Source organism: Sporomusa acidovorans, from assembly GCF_900101845.1.
Lineage (GTDB): Bacteria > Bacillota > Negativicutes > Sporomusales > Sporomusaceae > Sporomusa > Sporomusa acidovorans.
Map to the genome: position 1 here is coordinate 12,648 of NZ_FNAM01000055.1, position 18,740 is coordinate 31,387.

An 18,740-nucleotide genomic window follows, 5' to 3' on the forward strand; every position below is an offset into this window, starting at 1 on the left:
CATCTTGCGAGACATGTTTTCTATACTACATTAACTACCGAACACAATCCTTAACAGCCGGAATCTATACAAAAACAAAAGACCCCGAGAAATGGCAGTGGTAAAAGCATTAGGCCCAGTGAGAGCATTGCAATTCCTCACTGGGTCTATAAAGCATCCCCTCAACCGCCTTGCAAAATTCGTTTGATATAGGCAACGTCGTTGGCGATATTACCAGTGTTTTGCGCACACTGCTTCCCGTATTCAATGACAAGATCCGCCGCCGGCGTATACAGCTGATAATCAGCAAGAAACTGTGCAAAATCCAGTGTCCCGTCAAGAATGGCGTTATGCTGATCCTCGTGTCCGTCGTTATTGTGCACATGATAGGCAATGATTTTATGAGCCAGCCTTTTCATTACCCGGGCCAGATCCCAGCCGTTGGCGTAAGCATGCCCCACATCCAGCAGGATATCCTCCGGGATACTCTCGGCCATATGGGTAAACTGCTCTTCATTAAACAACACATTACCGCTGGCCAGCACCCCTGCATTTTCAACGACAATCCGCGCCCCGCAGCGCTCTGCCTCACGCCTGAGCTGCTTAAGATTTTCGGCAGAGACACTCACCATTTGCTGCCTGCCCGCCGCTGTCACCCGGCAGTTATTATGGTGATAGACGATATACCGGCTTTGCAGCCGCTGCGACAGTTCCAGCGTCCGCTGAAAGTAATCCATAGACCTGGTATATTCTGCCGTTCCCGCAGCCTTGCTATGTTCGGTGCCATAATAGGGGCCGTGCAGCGAAACCGGATACTGCCGGAAGCTTTCCATATAGTCCGCAAGACTGCGGCAAAACACTTCGCTCTGCCATTCCGGAAACAATTCAATGCCCACAGAAGGATCATCAATTTTATTCATCAGGCTAAAAATCTCCGGCAGTTGTGCCGGTTCATACAGATTGGTACTGATAAAAATGTTCACAATATACCTCCGGATAGCCAATATTCTTCGTCGACTGTTTATCAAATATATGAATTTTATCGGCCTCAAGCGCAAAACACACGCGGTCACCTGGTTTACATTCCGTCCGCTCACAGATTGCAACAACCTCATGGCCTTCAAGATCAAAATAGACCCCGCAGCGGTTGCCGTATTCCTCAACATATTTGACCGTCCCGGCAAACATGTTGTCCGGCTTTTCCTGTTCCAGCCGGATATGCTCAGGCCGGATGCCCAGATAAAATTCCCGGCAGCCGTTTTTCCCCAGATGGGCACTCCAAAATTCGGGCAGCCGGACAGCCTGCCGGCCTATTTGCAGCGACCGGTCGGCATAATGCGCCGTGAAAATATTGGTCGACGGCGAACCGATAAACTTAGCTGTAAAAACATTGGCCGGCCGGTTATATACATTATACGGGGTATCAACCATTTGCAACCGACCGGCATGCATGACGGCGATCCGTTCACCGACTGTCATCGCTTCCACCTGGTCGTGCGTAACATACACAAAGGTTTGATGATAGGTCTGGTGAATTTTGACCAGCTCTTTGCGGGCATGACCTCTGAGTTGGGCATCCAGGTTAGAAAGCGGCTCGTCGAGCAACAAAAAATCACTGCGTTTTACAATGGCCCGCGCCAATGCCACACGTTGGCGCTGACCTCCTGACAAATCCTTTGGCTTCCGGTCTTCCAGCCCGTTAAGTTCCAGCATATCTACCGCGGACTTGAGTCTTTGAACGATCTCCTCCTTCGGCAGCTTCTGTATCTTAAGTCCGTAAATAATATTGTCGGCTACCGTCATATGCGGATAGAGGGCATAATTCTGAAAGACCATACTCACATTGCGCTCACCGCTGGCTACATCATTAACCAGCTGTCCATTCATATATAAGCTGCCGGAACTGATTTCCTCCAAACCGGCAATCAGCCGCAGGGTAGTGGACTTTCCACAGCCGGATGCACCCAACAGGATCAGGCGTTCGCCCGGCTGGATGGTAAGATTCAGGTTTTCTATGATTTTGGCTTTACCGTACGACTTACAAACATTTTCAAAAACAATTTCTTTCATATTGGCCTGCCTCCTTTGGGAAAATTTTTATCCTTATCCTTTAATACCGGAAGAAGTAAATGTGCTGATAATGTAGCGTTGAAAAACGATATACAGCATTAACGGAATGATCATGGTCAAAACCGACACCGCCATGGCAATCGTGAAATCCGTGCCGCCCTCCGAGCTGATAAAAAGCTGCAAGGCCAGAGGCAGTGTGTAGTTGGCCTTGTCTTTTAAAATAAGGACCGGCCACACATATTCGTTCCATGAATTGATAAAAAACATGATGCCACTGGAAACCACCGCCGGCTTTACCAAGGGGAGCACAATATTGCCCAGAATTCTCAGGTGTCCCGTCCGATCCAGGCGCGCCGCCTCAATCAGGGATCGCGGCACTGTCCGCATGGCCTGCCTGATTAAAAAAATACCGGTGGCGTCACTGAGTTGGGGCAGAATGACACCGATGATATTGTTTCTGAAGCCAAGCTGGGATATGGTCAGGTAGTTGGGGATCATTGTAACCGTAAAAGGAATAAAAATCGTGCTAATCAGCATAAAATACAGGACATTTTTCCCTTTGAAATCAAAATAGACAAAAGAATAGGCCGCCAGGACACTGGTAATGGTTTTAAACACCGTGACAGCCACCGCAATCAGAAATGTATTGGTTGTGATCTGCACCAAAGGCAGCCGCGAGAACACCTGCACATAATTACTGAGTGTCGGCTGCTGCGGGATCAGGCCAAACACATTGGTGTACGCCTCGCTCAATTCCTTAAAGGAACTAGAAAGAGCAAAGACAATCGGCGCCAGGGACACGACTAACGCGCAGCACAGCAGGACATGCCACTTGATTTCCCTGTCAATTCTCATAGTGAATGCCTTTCTCCACAAACTTAAATTCCACAAGCAGCAAAATCACAAACAGCGCCATGGTGACAATGGCAAAGGCGGAAGCATAGCCGGTGTGATAGAGCGTAAACGCCTCCTGATAAACATTGTAGATGGCATTGGAGCTGGCGTTATCCGGGCCGCCCTGGGTGATGACCTTGATCGGGGTAAAGACATATTGCAGCCCCTGAACAATGGTCATGATGAATACATAGAGGCCGGTGGCACTGCTCATGGGGACCACAATATCGAAAAAAATCCGGTGCAGCGGTACGTTATCCAACCGTGCCGCTTCAATGACTTCCTGGGGCACACCGGTAATGCCGCCAAACAACACAATGAAATTATAGCCAAATACCTTCCAGGTGGTAATGATACTGAGCACAACAATAATCAGCCCCTGGGTCTTGCTCCAGATGGGGACGGTCAGGCCAAAGAACTTGGCAATAATCGCGACCGGGCCGGACACAGGATTTAATATCCACAAATATAAGATAGAACCGACCACCAGTGAAATGACGCTGGGCAGAAAAAACATTCCTTTATAAAAATCCCGTCCCCGCTTAATTACAAAAGACAGAATAAAAGCCAACAGATAGGGAGCCGCCCAGTTAAGCAGCAGTAAAATGACGATATACGCCAGAGTATTTTTCATCACCGTATAGGTCAGCGGGTCCTGCAATAAGGCCATATAGTTTTGACTGCCGACAAACGTCTTGACCGGTTTAATCATATTCCAGTCAAAAAAACTCAGATAAACCGTATGCAACAACGGATAAAACATAAACACGGCAAAAACAAGTAAAGAAGGCACAATAAAACCATAAGCCATTAAGGTATTGCCGGTAAGAAATTTGTGCCATGCCTGCTTTTTCTCTATTTTCCTCACCCTCTTGTTGTCTTGTTTCAAAAAAGAACGGTGGCTCCAGAATGTATTCTTAGGCCACCGTTTACTGATATTGCCTGCAGGTTCCGTCGGGCCTATTCACTAACTCCCCTACTCATTCTGCCAACCGGAGATTTTCTGCAGACACTTCTTTTTCTCTAGTTTTTATTTCAGCAGTTCATTAATTTTGGTCTGCGTCTGCACCAGCCCGTCTCTTGCTGAAATGCTCCCGTTCAAAATCCGATCCCTTACATCAAGCAGCAGTTGTTCCGCCTGCAGACCGGCATCCCCCGGGAAAGAAGTCCAGGATACCACGCCATCCATTTGTGTCGTGGCGGCAGCCATCATCTTATTCTCCGCCAAAAAACTTTTCAAGCCGTTCTCAGCCGTTGCAACATCCTTGCGCGGCGGCACATAACCGGTGCCCTTGGTCCAGGCCGCCATGGCCTCAACACTATACAGGAACTTTTCAAATTCCCAGGCCGCCTTCTGTTCTTCCTTCGTCTTAGCCGTGATCGCAAGGAAACAGCCGCCTGCCGGCAGTCTCTTAGGTTTGCCCTGCCATGCCGGCGAGTTTATCGCGGCCACATCAAACGCCGCACCCTTTTGAATGTTTGCCCGCTGCGCGATGGTGGTGTACAACATGGCCACATTGCCGTCAATAAAGGATTGCACACCTTCGCCCCAGGAAATATGCAATGCGGATTTTGTCTTGGTGACCATAGCCGCATAGGCTTCATAGGCTTGAATACCTTCTTCGGATGCAAAACTGGCCTTGCCGTTTGTCATCATTCTTGCCCCGTTGCTTTCCAACAGTGCCTGCTGCGCCCAATTATCGGCAGGTTCCTGCATATAAAAGCCGTATTTTCCCGTCTTTTCCTTAATGGTATTGGCAAACACAATCAGTTCTTCCCAAGTCTTGGGCCCGTTTTCATCCAGTCCGGCCTGCCGCAAAATGTCTCTGTTGATATACAGCACCGGCGTGCTCAATGAGTAAGGAATACCTACCTGACTGCCTTTGCCGTTTTTGGCCAGTGCCAAGACATTGGGCAGAAAATTATCCTGCAAAAAGGTTTTGTCTTCCGGAAAATACTCATCAATTACTTTCTGCGGTTCGACATAGCTGAAGTTGTTCGAAAAATAATCCAGAAACGCCCAGCCGATCTGCACGATGGCAGGCGATTTTCCGGTGGCGACTTCTGCCTGCAGGTTCTGCATCAGGCCTTTGTACATATCCGGATTATAGCGGGCGACTACCTCTACGTCTTTACTCTGGGCATTAAATTCGTTAACAAGTTGTTCGACCGTTTTTCCACCCTGGGTTTCGGCATTACAGTGCCAGTACTCAATTTTTATCTTTTTGCCATTGGCCGCCGAATCCCCCGCGGAACTTGAAGCGCCGCAACCAGTCAGCAACAAAGTGCTGATCACGCCGGCAGCAATTGCCTTTAGGATATTTTTCTTCACTTTTATGTACTTCCTCCCCCTTGGATTTTGCTTCCAGTATAGCACCTTAGCATTAACTCAATGTTATGGCTATGTAAAACTTATGTAAAAATCAGGGAACAGCTCCGGTGGCCAGCGCCGCAAAAAATCCGTGCCTGCCTCTATTGCCGATACATCAGCTAAAGGCCTATCGTTAAGTACTGATGTATCTACGCAAGCGGCAGCTGCCACTACATTGACTTCTATTGACAGCGCGCTGCAGCAACTGTCAAGCAACCGCAGTCATGTCGGCGCCGTGACGAACGGACTGGCGTATAGCAGTGAATATACTGCTCAAGCTGAAGCTAATCTCGCATCCGCCTATTCCGGCTATGCCGATTCCGATATAGCTTTAGCAGCGATGAATCTCAACCAGGCAAAGATTCAATCGTACGTAAATATAATGGCACTGTCAAAAACCATGAATATGCAAAAAGGTGTTCTTTCCCTATTAGTTTAGCAAGCTGTCCTGCTGAAGCGGGACAGCTTTTCTATCTTTTAAACACAGTTATCTCCCGGCGATGCCGGAAACCGGCATAAAAAAAGAAGCTGAAAAAAGCAAAAAAGAAGGAGTTGGCAACATGCCGGCTCCTTCTTTACTTTAGCCTTTGGAACAGACCCACTTTACTTGTTCAGCGTAGGCGCCAATTCAATGATGGCAGCAACCAACTCGGCTGAAGCATAAAGATCTTGCTCCAAAATAAATTCTTCAGTAGTATGAACTTTTTGCATGCCAACGCCAAGAACGGTGCAGGGCACTCCGTAATTGTTGTAAAAATTGGCGTCGCTGCCGCCTCCTGTTGCCTCCAAAATAGGCTGCAGACCTACCTTTTCCGCCGCTTTTTGCGCTAGCACGACAACAGGTGCGTCCTTGCTAAGGGTATAGGGATTGTAGGCTTTATTGATTACAACCTCAGCGCGGGCGCCATTCGCTTCGGCAGCCTCGTTAAAGGTTACTGCTATGCGCCGGGTTAACGCTTCCAGCTTATTAACCTCGCGGCTTCTGGCTTCGCAGCATAGTTCCACCCGGTCAGGCACAATATTCGTAGCCTGACCGCCGCGTATCATGCCGATATTGGCGGTGGTTTCCCCGTCAATTCTGCCGTCCGCCACTTGTGCCAGGGCTTTGCCGGCGACAGTAATGGCATTAACCCCCAATTCCGGTTCCAAACCGGCATGGGCTGTTTTTCCGTGAATGGTCACTTGGAGTTTGTTTTGTCCGGGCGCCTGGATAATAATACCGCCCGGCCTGCTGGTAGAATCAAGTTCAAAGCCCATATCCGCCTTCAGCCGCGTTTTGTCCATATTCTTGGAACCGTTTAGACCGCCTTCTTCGGCAACCGTCAACACTACTTGTATATCGCCGCAGGCAATATTTTTTTCATCAATCATTCTGAGCGCTTCCAGGATTGCCGCTACCCCGGCCTTATCATCCGCCCCCAGGATTGTCTTTCCGTCCGAACTGATTCTGCCGTCCACAATCTGCGGTTTGATATCCGCGCACGGCTCGACACAGTCAAGATGGGCAGCAAACAGTAAAGTAGGTGCGTCCGCAACATTCCCCTGGCGATACGCAAATACATTGCCGCATTCTCCGCCGATTTTAGCGCCTGTGTCGTCTTCCGTTACTACGAGCTTCAGTCCGGCCAGTTTGGCTTTTACATACTCGGCAATTTGCCGTTCGTGCCGCGTAGAACATTGAATCGTAATCATTTCCAAAAATTCCTGCAGCATCCGGCTGCGATTTACCATTGTTATGCCCCCTTGCATATCTAAGCGCGTGTTTACTAGTATCCCTGAACCCCAAGTTCTTGGCAGGCGGCCACAATTTCCGGATGAACATATTTGCCGTTGAGTTCCATTGCCTCCCCGTCCAGATAGATGCTTGGATTCAGTACAATACCGTCGCTGTGGGAGGCAGCGGCCCAAGTCTTCCCTCTGATCTGAGGACCCTGCGAACCGATGCCCATTTCAATGCAGCCGAAAACGCGTTCATCTTCCACAATCCTGCCGGTGGGTTTTGTTACGCCGGGATTAAAGCCGAGCGAATAGTGGGCGAGACGGTACATGTTGGGATCGTTGAAATTCTCCAGCCACCGCGCGAAGATCGTGGCATCCTTCCCGCCTTCGACCTTGGTCACAATGCCGCCCTCCAGGGTCAAAATTACCGGACCGGACAAAAGGCCAAGCTCCATTGGCGGCCAAAGCGCCCCGTCAAATACCAGCTTACCGTTAATGGTTTCTTCCAGCGGGCACCAGGAGATTTGTCCTCCCAGCATAATGGCCTCGCCTTTGGTATCGGCCAATTTCCCGGACTGACGTACTTTGCGGCCTTGATTGGCAGCTACCAGATCGGTGCCGCCGGGACTGGTGACATGGATTTCGTCAGCGGCTTCCACGGTTCTGCGAATCACTTCCCCCAGGGCAACCAGTTTGCCATAATTGACCTTGCCAAGCGTTTTTACCAGCATTTCGACATCCATACCGGTTAGACAGGCATAGCGGACTCCATTTTTGAGCGCGGTACGGTACGATTCGCAGTGCATGATGTACGCAAGCGAATATTCAAGCCAGACATCGGCAACTTCCACCGCCTTGGCAATAGGTGCGGGCGGCTGCTGGCAGGCATTTGCCTTGGTATCATACCAAATCACGACAGGCTGCGCCCCTACGGCAAAAACCGCTTGCGCCGTCGCCTCCACCACACGGAAATCGCTGGCAGTATCGGCGGAAATTACGACATTCTCTCCCGGCTTGACTAGCATGACTTGTTCCACAAGCTTGCGGGCGGCTGCCGCTGTTTCTAAACTCAAATAACGATTCGAAAATTCTGTTCCCAGATTGACGAACATAGTCTCACCTCTTAATTTATTTGATCTTTAACTTCCAAATCGAGTTAAAAAAGCTGTAAAGAGCATCGCCGGCGATAAATCCGGCCGCCAGAATATATTGAGGACCGCGGGCCCGTTCACCCCAAATGCGGGCACACAGCATGCGGATGACAATCGCGACAAGTACGGCAATGCCTGCCTGGGGATATAAAATCAAAAGGCCGGTGGCAAACAACACCCCCATCTGCCGCTGTGAACCGCCCAGCCATTGAATCAAGGCGCCGGGAACCGCCCACATCAATAAATACTTGCTGATTTGCGGATCACCCAAGCCGGCTTTAATGGTAGCAATATATACCTTATCGACCGGCGGGAAGAGATTCTGCTGGAAATACAACGTATATGTCAGACCGGTGCAGATTACGGCAACAGTAAAGCCGGTCAGGGCGGCAAATAACTGCTGTTTCCTCCCCTGCAATTCGAAATCAGGAAAACGGTCGCGCCCCCGCAAAATCCAGCCGGTTTTGAGGTCATACCCCATATCGGCAAACGCCGGACCGGTGGTGGCACAAAAGCCGACAAGCACAGCTAACGCTACTCCCGGGAAACCGATGATCATGCCGAGAATCAAAAAGATCAGCGCCGTGGCAAAGGCCGGAAACCAGCCGGCATGCATCGCGGCAAGTCCGACGATCAATTCGTGGACAATGGCAGCAAAGGCGGCAAATATAATCCAGAACGCAAACATGCCGCTGCTCATTTCCGTATAAAGGCCGGTGATTGCGGCCAGCATACAGGCGATCAGCAAATAGAGCACAAACCCTGTGCCCAGTGCTTTTCTCACCTGTTCATTACTGCGGGTATAGCTTACCGCCCCTTCAACCGCCTGCGCCTTCAGCTGAGCATCAGAGCGGTTCTTCATGATAAAAAAGATTTGAATCAAAGCGACAATGCCGGCACCTACCATAATGCCATGCGGGATATAGAGCTGATTGATATCCACTCCAAAGAACTGGACCGAATAGCCGCGCACCAAAAGACCAACACCAAACATGGTCAGCGCCCAGATATTACCGATAAAAGCAACGCCAAACGCGGACATTGGTATTTTGAAAACCGCCCCGGCAATCCCGCCGACGAGGCCGACAAGCAGCAACCGTGCCCGCTTCCCGCCCTGATCACCGGCGATGATGGACTCTGCTGTGGCTACACCCGGCGGCCAAATACCGGAACCGGGAAAAACCTTGGAATCATACATAAAATACAGGAGAATCGCATCCAGGAACATGGCACAGGTAACGCCGATAAACGTCGGCAATACCAGGTCGATTCTCCCCAGCAGCCAGGGAATGCCGATCGGCAGCAGCAGCGAATTGGACGCACCAAAGGTTGCCGAGGAGACCGCAGTTTGCACCAGATTCTGCCGATGAATGGATAGAAACTTTTGAAAAATTTGCAGCGGAATTCTCGCCACAAACATCGCCACCATAGCGCCAATAATCGCCGTGTTGGTGGAAATCCCCAGTTGAACAATAAGTTGCAAGCCAATAATAGCGCCGACTACAGACATAAGGATATTTAAAATAAATACCATTGGCTCAAAGCTCGAAGGATGCTGGGCAGGCACATCGGTGGGCACATAATGTTCCAGTTCCAGCGTGGATTCTCTTTTTATACTTTTTTCCATAGAAAAGCCTCCTTCACTTTTTGGTTTAACGGTAAGGAAACGCCATTATTAGGAAATTATCCATAAAATATTAGAAGACTTTTGTTCAATGTAATTAGACGATATTTAAAAATATAGTGCAATTTCCTTCATGATCGTTCCATTAATGTTAATTATAGTGCAGGCACCGTCAAAAGCATATGTTCGCGATTGATAAAAAAAAGCAACTGTCTTGTGCGCAGCGCACAAAACAGTTGTTAGCGTGTGATCTTCCATAGTTTGACACTCATAAGGATTTGCAAGTGATTTTCCGGATTATCCAGCGTAGTGCCAAGCAGCTTTTTTAATTTATCTATCCTGTAGCGCAGGGTATTGCGGTGAATAAATAACCGCTTCGCGGTCGCCAGCATATTCCGGTTTGTATCCAGGTAGACTTCCAGCGTATCCAAAAGGCTTGTCCCCTTTTCACGGTCATAGTCAATCACTGTTCCTATCCAGCGGGAAATTACCGCTCGCAAATCCGGCTGATCTTTCATCGGGGACAGCAATTGAAATATTCCCAGATCATTAATGCTGATCACGCGGTTTTGCCCGAAGATCGCGCCGCCGATACGGATCGCTTTAACAGCCTGGTCAAAACTTTTCCTTATTTCCTGCAAACTTTGGCAGATATTGCCGATACCAACGGTAGCGATGATGGAAGGCAGCGCTGTAGAGATTCCGCTATGCAGACTTTGGGCCAGCATACAGGCCGTCTTTTCCGACTCCTGCTTATCGTTTGTATATACTACAGGAAACAGTATGATTAGCTTGTCATTACGCACCGTATTTATCGCATTTTTCTCAAAGGTTGCTATCGCAATCTTCAGCAACTCTGTTTTTATCGCTTCTATCTCTGCTTCACCGAGAGGCCTGCCACACTTGCCGCTACCGGTAAATTCGGCAACTACCAGGCCCCAAGCTGATTCAGGCTCTATTTTCAAAAACCGGCTGCGGCTAAAAATCAATTCCTTATCCACTATATTGCCGGCGATCAAATCATAAATAAAATCAGCCCGGCTCCGGTATTCGGTCTCTGACAGCACCCGCTGCTTAAATAATTGCAGGGCTGCCACCGTCGCGGCATGTTCTAAAATGACCGCATCCAATTCACCGATTTTTTCCGCATCCTTGTACAGCGACACGATCCCTATCTCGGTTTGATCGAATGTAATAGGAAGGGTTTTCCTGATCTGCCTGAACGAGCCGCGTTTTCCCGCCTCTGCCAACAAGCGCCCCCAGGCGTCCTGGATCACGACATAACAATCACCGATTGTCGAAATACTGTCTACGATATCCTGCAGCCCCCTGTTCGCCAGGACCAGCTTCGACAGTTCTTTGTGGATCGACACAGACCACTTCAGTTTTTCCTGCTGGTAATTCATAATGAAGTTATTTACCGCCGCCGCGACTTCCATATAGGGATTATCAGTCACCAAATCAATGACCGGCAGCCCTAACTCATTACTCAACTTAATCATTTCTGCCGGTATTGTTCCTAAAAACCGCTCCACCTTCAGGGCCAAAGCGGCGCACTTCGCCTGCGACATTTCCTGAATCAGCTGGCATAACGCCGCTGCATCCTTTTGTGTGGAAAACGCACACGTCAGTAAAACCTCACCTTCCCTCACCCACCTGCCAAGATCTTTATGCATCTCCATCACGTCAATACAACGTACAATATTTTTACTTCCCTGAAAACCCGACACTATTTTTGAACCGCCGAATTCCGGCAATTTCAATATATTTTCTACGGTTGCTTCCATATGGCCTCCAGTTTTTTATTTTTCAAATAGTCTTTGCTCTATGATGGAAAAAAGACGCTCCAGGGGTTGCCCAAAGCGTCTTTGCTACAATCTTTATATCTACATTTTACTATCTTTATCCTCATACTACAATGTTTCTTTCGAAATGAAATCGCAAGCGTTATTCCGGGATTCTCTAACAAAGAAGTTCCCACAGGAAATTACTGGTTTACGTCGAAGTATGTATCTAAATAAAAAGGATACGAACGCCGAGATAATGGAAAAATAAGGGAGGTAACGATCTTGCGTATTGATTCTATTACGAAGAAAAAACTTTGCCCGTTTATGTCTGACAGCCATAATAAAGTTTACTGTACAGAAGAGTGTGCTCTGGCAGTTGCGCACTACGATGCACAAACAAATACATTGCTCGGGACTACTTGTCCATTAGCAGATACCTCCAAAATACTTGACATGGTAGGTAAGATTAATGATTATATTGACACCAAAATAGTCTATTAACAGGTAAAGCACCCTACTCTAGCTAGGGTGCTTATTTTAGTCAAACAGAATTAAGCATCGTAAGTATACTTTTATAAATAAGCTCCATATCATCGCGAATTACACAGCTTCCGGTATGCAAACATCCATCGCAATGCTGGCAGGGTTTTATGCTCAGCTGATTCAACTCTATTTTTTGTACTTCACAGTCCCCGCAGGCTGTGGCTCCCCGCAAAACTTCATCAATAGCCCGCATGTTATTGCCTTTCGTCCGCGGGCTTCCCAGTAACGCCAATATCATTGTCATCTCTACAAGCTTCCCCACTCAATAGTTCTGATAAGAAGTAATCACGTTACTTATTCATTTTGAGTTATTCTTTCACAATCAAACCAAATAGTTTTGCAAAGCCAATTGCCTGTTGCGGAGAAACGATACACCCTTGCACGTCTTCTTGGTTGACTCCAATCTGTCTAAATTCACAGGTACTTAAATCAATCCCTGCCAGTTTAGTGCCGGATAATTGAATTTGATCTAAACATGAATTAACAAAATTCACATGGAGTAGTGTCGATCTATAGAAGTCAGCATTGCCTAATGAACTGTTATGAAACATTACTTGTTTGCCATTTATATTGCGAAAAGTGGCATAATCGCCATAGCAATTATCAAATAATACATTGCGTAATGTTGCCCCCGATAAATTTGCCCCGATAATTTTACAATTCTTCATTTCAACTTGATGCATTATGGCTTCATTAAAGTCTACATTTGACAAATCGCAATTATCAAAAATAACATTCGTCAATTCTAAGCTGCTAAAAGCAACATTTTTGCAAGTTACATTTTTAAAGATAACTTTATCAAAAATCACATATTCAGCCAGTTGATTCTCAATTATACAATTACTGATTATTGCCCCTTCAAAATAGTCTTCGTTACAGATTTTATCCGGAAATATAACTTCGCTTAATTCTTGCGGAATATTGGGTGACAAAATTCTTACATGCGTTTGCAGTTTCTTAATTTGGACTCACCTCTTCAAAATCTAACCGTTGCCGTATCGGACGGATAGAGTCTTCCCTATATCTTATCTTTTCGTTGAACTGTAATTAATTTCCTTCCAAGGCGGATTGCCTGTCTCTATTTTTCGAAAAACAAAAGTACCCAGCATATCATATTGCTGGGTACTTTTCTTAGTAGAGAAGAAGAAAAATTTATGTTCAATAGAAGACTATTGCCTTCTATGAATTTTCTATATGAGAAATTATACATGTGCATTTTTAGAATTTCTTTAGAATTGGCTGCAAAATGGAAATAGTTCACCGCAATAAAAGTCGACCTTTCAAGAAAAAGGTCGACTTTTTAGGGTTTCGGCTCTATCTTTTCTCTGCTTGTATTGATGTTGAAGCATCAATTACCACCAATATCAGGGCATTATAGGAATTCGCGTTATACCGCTCCCGCCCTCGGGTCAGCTGAAACCTTTCTTTTTTTTTGGTTCCTGTCTTTCTTTATCTCACCACACAGATCAATCGTCAGATTACTCTTCTTTGCTGCAATTTCGGCTTCAATTCTGGCAATATCATCGGCTGTAGCCTTACGGGTGACAACTTTACCGTGCTGTGAGATAAAATATTCTTCTTGATTCTGCAGAAATTCCTTAATAGGTTTCGTAGCTCCAACTGGCAATTTGCCGTATTCCATACTCACCCCTCCAAAATCGCAAATTCAGTTCAGCATAAATATTTCAAGCCTAAGAAAACAAACTTACTATTGTCATCGCAAATATCCCTCAATTTCTTAATACTATTCATTATAAATTCAGTAAAAGATCACTAACCTAATCGCCATTGCCTGTGATCCCTCTTAGAACTATTCGCATTATCACCATGTATGCTATGTTATTGTTACTCCTTTTGCGCTACATACCTTTATATTTCCGCACAAAATATTCAATAATCTCCCGGCGGCGAATGATTCCGATAAAAATTTCATTGTCATCTACCACCGGTACAAAATTTTGGATAACCGCCAGGGAAAGTAGATTCTCTATTTCCTCACTAATATGTACCGGAGTATTCACCATGCGCCGTGGAATATTTTTGATCAATATTCGCTCCGTATCGGAAAAAGTTAACTCCGGAGTATTTTTCAATTTCCATAACAAATCCCCTTCAGTGAGTGTTCCTGCATATTTTCCCTCACTATCAACAAGCGGCACGGCCGTATAATGATGATATTCCATTTTCTCAAGTGCCTGACGCATTGTACTTTCAAATGGTAAATAAACAGTTTCCTTTTTAGCAATAAGAAAAAACGCAATATTCATAGAATCACCTCAATTTAGTTTGACGAGTTACTAAGGGTATTATTTTTTCCGTTACCGCTTACCAAATTCATAGTCATCTACGCCTGCAGGCGATTTATTCCGCCATTACTCTTTTTTCACTTCAACGTAATCCTACCATGCAATACTGTAAAAAGAGAGTCAAGATATGATTCTTCTGTATCAAAATTCTATAAATGTCGATGATAGGTTACTATAATAAAACCAAAGCGCACACCCCATCGTGATAGGATATAAAAGTGCCCAGCAATATATAGTTGCTGGGTACTTTTATGGGTAGAGGAATATTGTGAAGAAAAATATCACTAGAAAGACTTTGCTTTCTATAATTTTCTATAAAGGTGATTATAGATCTTTAGTTTTAGAAATTCTTTAGAAATGGATTATAAACGGAAAAAGCTGCACTTTGAAATGCAGCTTAATTTATCAATTATTCGAACCAGAACCGATTGCAATTCCAATTAAAAGAGCTGCAATTTCGCGTAATTCTCGGTCATGACGTTCATTCTCACGCTCTTGCCGCTCACGCCATTCCCTTTCACTTTCATGCGAACGTCGTTTCATTTCTCTTTCGTGCCGCTCGTTTTCCTTGCGCATACGTTCGTCGTGGTCACGCCGACGATCATTGTCATGGCGATCATCACGATCAAGATACGCTATTCGTTGTGATCCGTCGTTATGTAATGGTCCTGGTGCCGCTGCGGCTACCGACGAAAACATCCCAACTTGCATGAGGCCAAGCATTGAGTATATGATTGCTTTCTTACCTACAAGTTTCATAAATACAATTCACTCCTTACTTTTGCTATCGAATCCATACTTTAATAATAACCGCCAATAATTAGAATTTCTTTAGAGGAATCTGGAAATTGAAAAATTTAGCTCATATTGAACCGAAATATTTTCCATCTATTATTTTATTTATGGAGTTCTTCAGGGCGACTTTTACCCGATATGCCGTAAGGATAAGAGAAATATACGCAACATCTTCTACTATTTCCTCCATGATTTCAAAGTGCAACTGTCTTTCTGCAATATGTGCAACTACAAACGAGAAAATGACTAGTAAAAATTCACTAGTTGGAAAACGCCCTTGCTGATAGAGTTTATAAGGAACCAAAAATAACTTATATTTAATAACCGCAAACAGCCACGAAAAGATAACAACTGCAATCAACGGATAAACGATCGGGCCATAAGGAAGTTGAGAAACAGGTATGAAAAAAGGGCCTGTAATGGGATTAATGCCTACAGGATAAAAAACTCTACCCCAATTCATTTCCCTGCCTGCCATTAACAACCATAGAGGAATTGCCCAAGTAAAGAAACGAGCATGGTGGTACCGGCCGGCAGACTTGGCCTCCAGACTCCATTTCGCGGTCAACAATGCCCCTGCGAATAATATCACGACCTGTGACCATTCTAAAGGACTATTTTCCCATCCCCAGGACAATGGTAAGTAATTTCCAATAGAATACGAAGAAATAATAATAATGATTAAAACATATTTCAATAGGTACATGTAAAAAACAACCTCTCTAGGATAAATTTAACACATACCTAATTTTACTACTAACTTTTTTAAAAGTCATTTCATTTCTGTCTAAAAATTTACAAAATATGGATAATAATTACTATAAAAAAAGGTAAGAGCCTTATGGCTCTCGCTTTACAAAATCATTATACTCTTGCATTTTATTTCTGAACGCTCGAATGACTCGAGTAGCTTCCGGCGAGGTTACTCCTTTTTTTCGTATAGTATCATTCATAATTTCTTGCAGCCTTTCTACTTCTTTCCAAAGTTCTTTAAGACCATGCATAGCGCAACACCAACTTTCCGAAGTGCTATACGTATATTATAGCACTGAACAGTTGTTGGATATGGAAAGTAAACAAATTTTAACATAAGACAAAACAGGGGCTGTCGCATTAAAGACAGCCCCTTCAAATTATTTGTTGACAAGCGCTGCCGCCGCAACAGTCCTCTTACTACTCTAGTAAAAAAATAAGCTAATTAAGGTAATTCCCACCAAAATCAGCTTATTTTCTATACCACTTATTTACAATCATATCTGTAGCATCAGTCAAAATCACAGTTAATAGCAAATATTCATAGTTTACACCCATCATCAATGCCCAGGGAACAATTGGAGGCCATCATCGATAAGGCTAGGGCGGTAAAAGGCTTAACCTCCCGTGAAGTAGCTGCCCTAATTCAATTAGAAGATGAAGAATTGCTTAAAAAAGTGTTTGCCGCTGCTCTGGAAATAAAGCAGAGAATCTATGGAAAACGGCTGGTACTCTTTGCACCGCTCTATTTAAACAATTACTGTATCAATAATTGCTATTACTGTGGTTATGGTTGCCGAAATGAAATTACTCGTAAAACACTGACCATGGAGGAAATCCGCGACGAGGTAAAAGCGTTGGAAGAATTGGGTCATAAACGATTAATGCTGGATATGGGAGAGGACCCGGTTCGCACGCCTATCGAATATGTCATAGATGCGATGAAAACCATTTATGAAACCACCAAAGACAACGGTGCTATTCGCAGAATCAATGTCCAGATTGCGGCAACTACTGTAGAAGAATATAGAATGCTGAAAGAGGCCAAGATTGGTACATATATTCTGTTCCAGGAAACTTTTCATCAGGAAACCTATGCTAAAATGCATCCGTCCGGACCGAAACGGGACTACGATTGGCATACCACGGCTGTAGAAAGAGCCATGGAGGGCGGTATTGACGACGTAGGTATGGGAGTACTATTTGGTCTTTATGACTATCGCTTCGAGGTTGTAAGCCTGATGCTCGCCGTTAACCATTTAGAAAATAAATTTGGAATTGGCCCCCATACGATTTCTTTCCCACGTTTAAGAGCCGCAGAGGGTGTCAATTTAGATACCTTTCCGTATCTGGTTACTGATCCTCAGTTTAAAAAGATAGTAGCCGTATTGCGACTCGCTGTCCCCTATACCGGCCTGATTATCTCTACTAGGGAAAGCCCTGATTTTCGGGATGAAATTATTGATTTGGGCATATCCCAATTGAGTGCCGGATCATGCGTTGGCGTAGGCGGGTACAAAGCACAACTCGAGAAATTGAAAAAAGGCGGACATACAGCGATAGAAGAATCCTCCCAATTTGCAGTTGCCGATCATCGAACACCTGATGAAATTATTCGTCATATTTGCGAAGCCGGGTATATTCCAAGCTATTGTACTGCTTGCTACCGTAAAGGAAGAACCGGTGACAGGTTTATGCCGCTGGCCAAGAGCGGCCAAATCCAAAATACCTGTCAGCCAAATGCTATCTTGACATTTAAAGAATATTTGATGGACTACGCCAGTCCAGAAACTCGAAACATTGGTGAAAAAACTATTCAAGAACATTTGAACATGATTCCCGATCCTAACGTAAAGCAAATGACCGTTGAGGAATTGGGAAAAATCGAAAAAGGAACAAGAGACTTGTATTTTTAACTTAGCAAAGAGTCGAAAATAGAAACAAAGACTAAACACTTGCCTTGGAATAAAAAACCTGTCCAATCAGATTGCTACATTCTGATTGGGCAGGTTTAGTGTTATTATGGCAAACCACCGGTTATGGAAAGCAATGACACTCGAAACTATCCGATTTTTATTGCATATTTGTACACTTTTTCCCAATCAAGCTCAACGCCCATTCCTATTCCTTTGGAACCTGCATAAATCCATTCTTGATTACTAGAGGCTTTTGTATCAGACTGTCACTCATATTATCTACATAGTACGATAATTCGCACGGCAGACTGACTTGCTTATGCGAGCATGCAAACTGAATGCATGCCGCATTCCCCAAAATCACATTCAGCCTGCAAGCTGACTTGTACAGGCAAATTGGCTACTTCCGCTAAATGTACAATTTTTGTAGATAGCGTAAAGCCTGTCCGCGGAATCTTAATGCCGATTTGATTTATCGCTCCTAACTGAATCTGGTGATACATGTCAGGAACTGTAAACGTGCTTTCGTCGCTTAATATAGCACTGGTGTCCCCAGTATTGCTATCCTTGCATTGGTTTTATCCAAGAAAGCATTATATCGGAAATTATCGATCCGGCAAGCTTGTCATGGCAATTTAAAAACAGGGGTTCTTCCGTGGTTTCGAAGAACGAAATCGCTCAGTCGCGATGGCTAAAGATTTTTCAACAAAGGAATAAAAAAATAGTAAAAAGTATGTCTTTTTGTAATGCGTAGATGGCTTTTCGAATTCTCCGTAAATGAAGCTGTCCAACATTGATTTCGTCAGGCTTGTTCCGCCATACCCATTGTAGT

The 18,740-nt window shown here is 45.1% G+C and carries 20 protein-coding genes; 3 read left to right on the forward strand and 17 right to left on the reverse strand.

The window, feature by feature from the left end:
• Positions 1–161: 161 nt before the first annotated feature.
• The 5 genes from BLR65_RS24795 to BLR65_RS24815 form a co-directional block, all read right to left on the reverse strand.
• The gene (locus BLR65_RS24795) at positions 162–962 is read right to left on the reverse strand and encodes a sugar phosphate isomerase/epimerase family protein (RefSeq protein WP_093796883.1); all 801 of its coding nucleotides are present in this window, start codon (positions 960–962) and stop codon (positions 162–164) included.
• Positions 931–2,049 (reverse strand): ABC transporter ATP-binding protein, encoded by a 1,119-nt coding sequence (locus BLR65_RS24800; RefSeq protein ID WP_093796885.1) that lies wholly within the window; start codon positions 2,047–2,049, stop codon positions 931–933. The genes BLR65_RS24795 and BLR65_RS24800 overlap by 32 nt, the downstream gene beginning before the upstream one ends.
• Before the next feature lie 33 nt (positions 2,050–2,082).
• Positions 2,083–2,904 carry a carbohydrate ABC transporter permease gene (locus tag BLR65_RS24805; protein ID WP_093796887.1) on the reverse strand — a complete coding sequence of 274 codons (822 nt, stop codon included), beginning with the start codon at positions 2,902–2,904 and terminating at the stop codon, positions 2,083–2,085.
• Positions 2,894–3,811, reverse strand: a complete 918-nt coding sequence (locus BLR65_RS24810; protein WP_245693031.1) for a carbohydrate ABC transporter permease — start codon at positions 3,809–3,811, stop codon at positions 2,894–2,896. The genes BLR65_RS24805 and BLR65_RS24810 overlap by 11 nt, the downstream gene beginning before the upstream one ends.
• 162 nt (positions 3,812–3,973) lie before the next feature.
• Positions 3,974–5,275 (reverse strand): ABC transporter substrate-binding protein, encoded by a 1,302-nt coding sequence (locus BLR65_RS24815; protein ID WP_093796889.1) that lies wholly within the window; start codon positions 5,273–5,275, stop codon positions 3,974–3,976.
• Between the two features lie 130 nt (positions 5,276–5,405).
• Here BLR65_RS24815 and BLR65_RS24820 point away from each other — a divergent pair, with 130 nt between their 5' ends.
• The gene (locus tag BLR65_RS24820) at positions 5,406–5,753 is read left to right on the forward strand and encodes a flagellin (RefSeq protein WP_093796891.1); all 348 of its coding nucleotides are present in this window, start codon (positions 5,406–5,408) and stop codon (positions 5,751–5,753) included.
• Between the two features lie 164 nt (positions 5,754–5,917).
• On the opposite strand, the gene BLR65_RS24825 is transcribed toward BLR65_RS24820, so the two are convergent.
• The 4 genes from BLR65_RS24825 to BLR65_RS24840 form a co-directional block, all read right to left on the reverse strand.
• Positions 5,918–7,045, reverse strand: a complete 1,128-nt coding sequence (locus BLR65_RS24825; protein WP_093796893.1) for a M20/M25/M40 family metallo-hydrolase — start codon at positions 7,043–7,045, stop codon at positions 5,918–5,920.
• Positions 7,046–7,080: 35 nt separating this feature from the next.
• Positions 7,081–8,145 carry an aminopeptidase gene (locus tag BLR65_RS24830; RefSeq protein ID WP_093796895.1) on the reverse strand — a complete coding sequence of 355 codons (1,065 nt, stop codon included), beginning with the start codon at positions 8,143–8,145 and terminating at the stop codon, positions 7,081–7,083.
• A 16-nt stretch (positions 8,146–8,161) separates the two neighbouring features.
• Positions 8,162–9,811, reverse strand: a complete 1,650-nt coding sequence (locus BLR65_RS24835) for an OPT/YSL family transporter (RefSeq protein WP_093796897.1) — start codon at positions 9,809–9,811, stop codon at positions 8,162–8,164.
• Between the two features lie 236 nt (positions 9,812–10,047).
• Positions 10,048–11,595 (reverse strand): PucR family transcriptional regulator, encoded by a 1,548-nt coding sequence (locus tag BLR65_RS24840; protein ID WP_093796899.1) that lies wholly within the window; start codon positions 11,593–11,595, stop codon positions 10,048–10,050.
• A 282-nt stretch (positions 11,596–11,877) separates the two neighbouring features.
• Here BLR65_RS24840 and BLR65_RS24845 point away from each other — a divergent pair, with 282 nt between their 5' ends.
• Positions 11,878–12,096, forward strand: a complete 219-nt coding sequence (locus BLR65_RS24845; protein ID WP_093796901.1) for a hypothetical protein — start codon at positions 11,878–11,880, stop codon at positions 12,094–12,096.
• A gap of 40 nt (positions 12,097–12,136) precedes the next feature.
• Here BLR65_RS24845 and BLR65_RS24850 read toward each other — a convergent pair whose 3' ends face one another.
• From BLR65_RS24850 to BLR65_RS24875, 6 genes are all read right to left on the reverse strand, one after another.
• Positions 12,137–12,382: a flavodoxin family protein gene (locus tag BLR65_RS24850; protein WP_093796903.1), complete on the reverse strand. Its 246-nt coding sequence runs from the start codon at positions 12,380–12,382 to the stop codon at positions 12,137–12,139.
• A 64-nt stretch (positions 12,383–12,446) separates the two neighbouring features.
• Positions 12,447–13,070 carry a pentapeptide repeat-containing protein gene (locus tag BLR65_RS24855; protein ID WP_245693032.1) on the reverse strand — a complete coding sequence of 208 codons (624 nt, stop codon included), beginning with the start codon at positions 13,068–13,070 and terminating at the stop codon, positions 12,447–12,449.
• 455 nt (positions 13,071–13,525) lie between these two features.
• Positions 13,526–13,780, reverse strand: a complete 255-nt coding sequence (locus tag BLR65_RS24860; RefSeq protein WP_093796907.1) for a hypothetical protein — start codon at positions 13,778–13,780, stop codon at positions 13,526–13,528.
• 217 nt (positions 13,781–13,997) lie between these two features.
• Positions 13,998–14,405 carry a CBS domain-containing protein gene (locus BLR65_RS24865; protein ID WP_093796909.1) on the reverse strand — a complete coding sequence of 136 codons (408 nt, stop codon included), beginning with the start codon at positions 14,403–14,405 and terminating at the stop codon, positions 13,998–14,000.
• A gap of 444 nt (positions 14,406–14,849) precedes the next feature.
• On the reverse strand, positions 14,850–15,203 hold the full coding sequence (locus tag BLR65_RS24870) for a hypothetical protein (protein ID WP_093796911.1): 354 nt from the start codon (positions 15,201–15,203) through the stop codon (positions 14,850–14,852).
• A gap of 103 nt (positions 15,204–15,306) precedes the next feature.
• Entirely contained in the window at positions 15,307–15,945 is a 639-nt protein-coding gene (locus tag BLR65_RS24875) for a hypothetical protein (RefSeq protein WP_093796913.1), read from the reverse strand.
• 610 nt (positions 15,946–16,555) lie between these two features.
• Here BLR65_RS24875 and hydG point away from each other — a divergent pair.
• On the forward strand, positions 16,556–17,908 hold the full coding sequence (hydG, locus tag BLR65_RS24880) for a [FeFe] hydrogenase H-cluster radical SAM maturase HydG (RefSeq protein WP_093796915.1): 1,353 nt from the start codon (positions 16,556–16,558) through the stop codon (positions 17,906–17,908).
• A gap of 317 nt (positions 17,909–18,225) precedes the next feature.
• Here hydG and BLR65_RS24885 read toward each other — a convergent pair whose 3' ends face one another.
• The gene (locus BLR65_RS24885; protein ID WP_093796917.1) at positions 18,226–18,411 is read right to left on the reverse strand and encodes a hypothetical protein; all 186 of its coding nucleotides are present in this window, start codon (positions 18,409–18,411) and stop codon (positions 18,226–18,228) included.
• Positions 18,412–18,543: 132 nt separating this feature from the next.
• On the reverse strand, positions 18,544–18,740 hold a 197-nt coding region (locus BLR65_RS30615; RefSeq protein ID WP_218130669.1), incomplete at its 5' end, for a hypothetical protein.

Bases quoted from the DNA above. Each gene is read 5' to 3' on its own strand.
- BLR65_RS24860 (WP_093796907.1), bottom strand. From the start codon at position 13,780: ATGGAATACGGCAAATTGCCAGTTGGAGCTACGAAACCTATTAAGGAA.
- BLR65_RS24840 (WP_093796899.1), bottom strand. From the start codon at position 11,595: ATGGAAGCAACCGTAGAAAATATATTGAAATTGCCGGAATTCGGCGGT.
- BLR65_RS24800 (WP_093796885.1), bottom strand. From the start codon at position 2,049: ATGAAAGAAATTGTTTTTGAAAATGTTTGTAAGTCGTACGGTAAAGCC.
- BLR65_RS24875 (WP_093796913.1), bottom strand. From the start codon at position 15,945: ATGTACCTATTGAAATATGTTTTAATCATTATTATTATTTCTTCGTAT.
- BLR65_RS24870 (WP_093796911.1), bottom strand. From the start codon at position 15,203: ATGAAACTTGTAGGTAAGAAAGCAATCATATACTCAATGCTTGGCCTC.
- BLR65_RS24850 (WP_093796903.1), bottom strand. From the start codon at position 12,382: ATGACAATGATATTGGCGTTACTGGGAAGCCCGCGGACGAAAGGCAAT.
- BLR65_RS24830 (WP_093796895.1), bottom strand. From the start codon at position 8,145: ATGTTCGTCAATCTGGGAACAGAATTTTCGAATCGTTATTTGAGTTTA.
- BLR65_RS24865 (WP_093796909.1), bottom strand. From the start codon at position 14,405: ATGAATATTGCGTTTTTTCTTATTGCTAAAAAGGAAACTGTTTATTTA.
- BLR65_RS24805 (WP_093796887.1), bottom strand. From the start codon at position 2,904: ATGAGAATTGACAGGGAAATCAAGTGGCATGTCCTGCTGTGCTGCGCG.
- BLR65_RS24835 (WP_093796897.1), bottom strand. From the start codon at position 9,811: ATGGAAAAAAGTATAAAAAGAGAATCCACGCTGGAACTGGAACATTAT.
- BLR65_RS24885 (WP_093796917.1), bottom strand. From the start codon at position 18,411: ATGTATCACCAGATTCAGTTAGGAGCGATAAATCAAATCGGCATTAAG.
- hydG (WP_093796915.1), top strand. From the start codon at position 16,556: ATGCCCAGGGAACAATTGGAGGCCATCATCGATAAGGCTAGGGCGGTA.
- BLR65_RS24825 (WP_093796893.1), bottom strand. From the start codon at position 7,045: ATGGTAAATCGCAGCCGGATGCTGCAGGAATTTTTGGAAATGATTACG.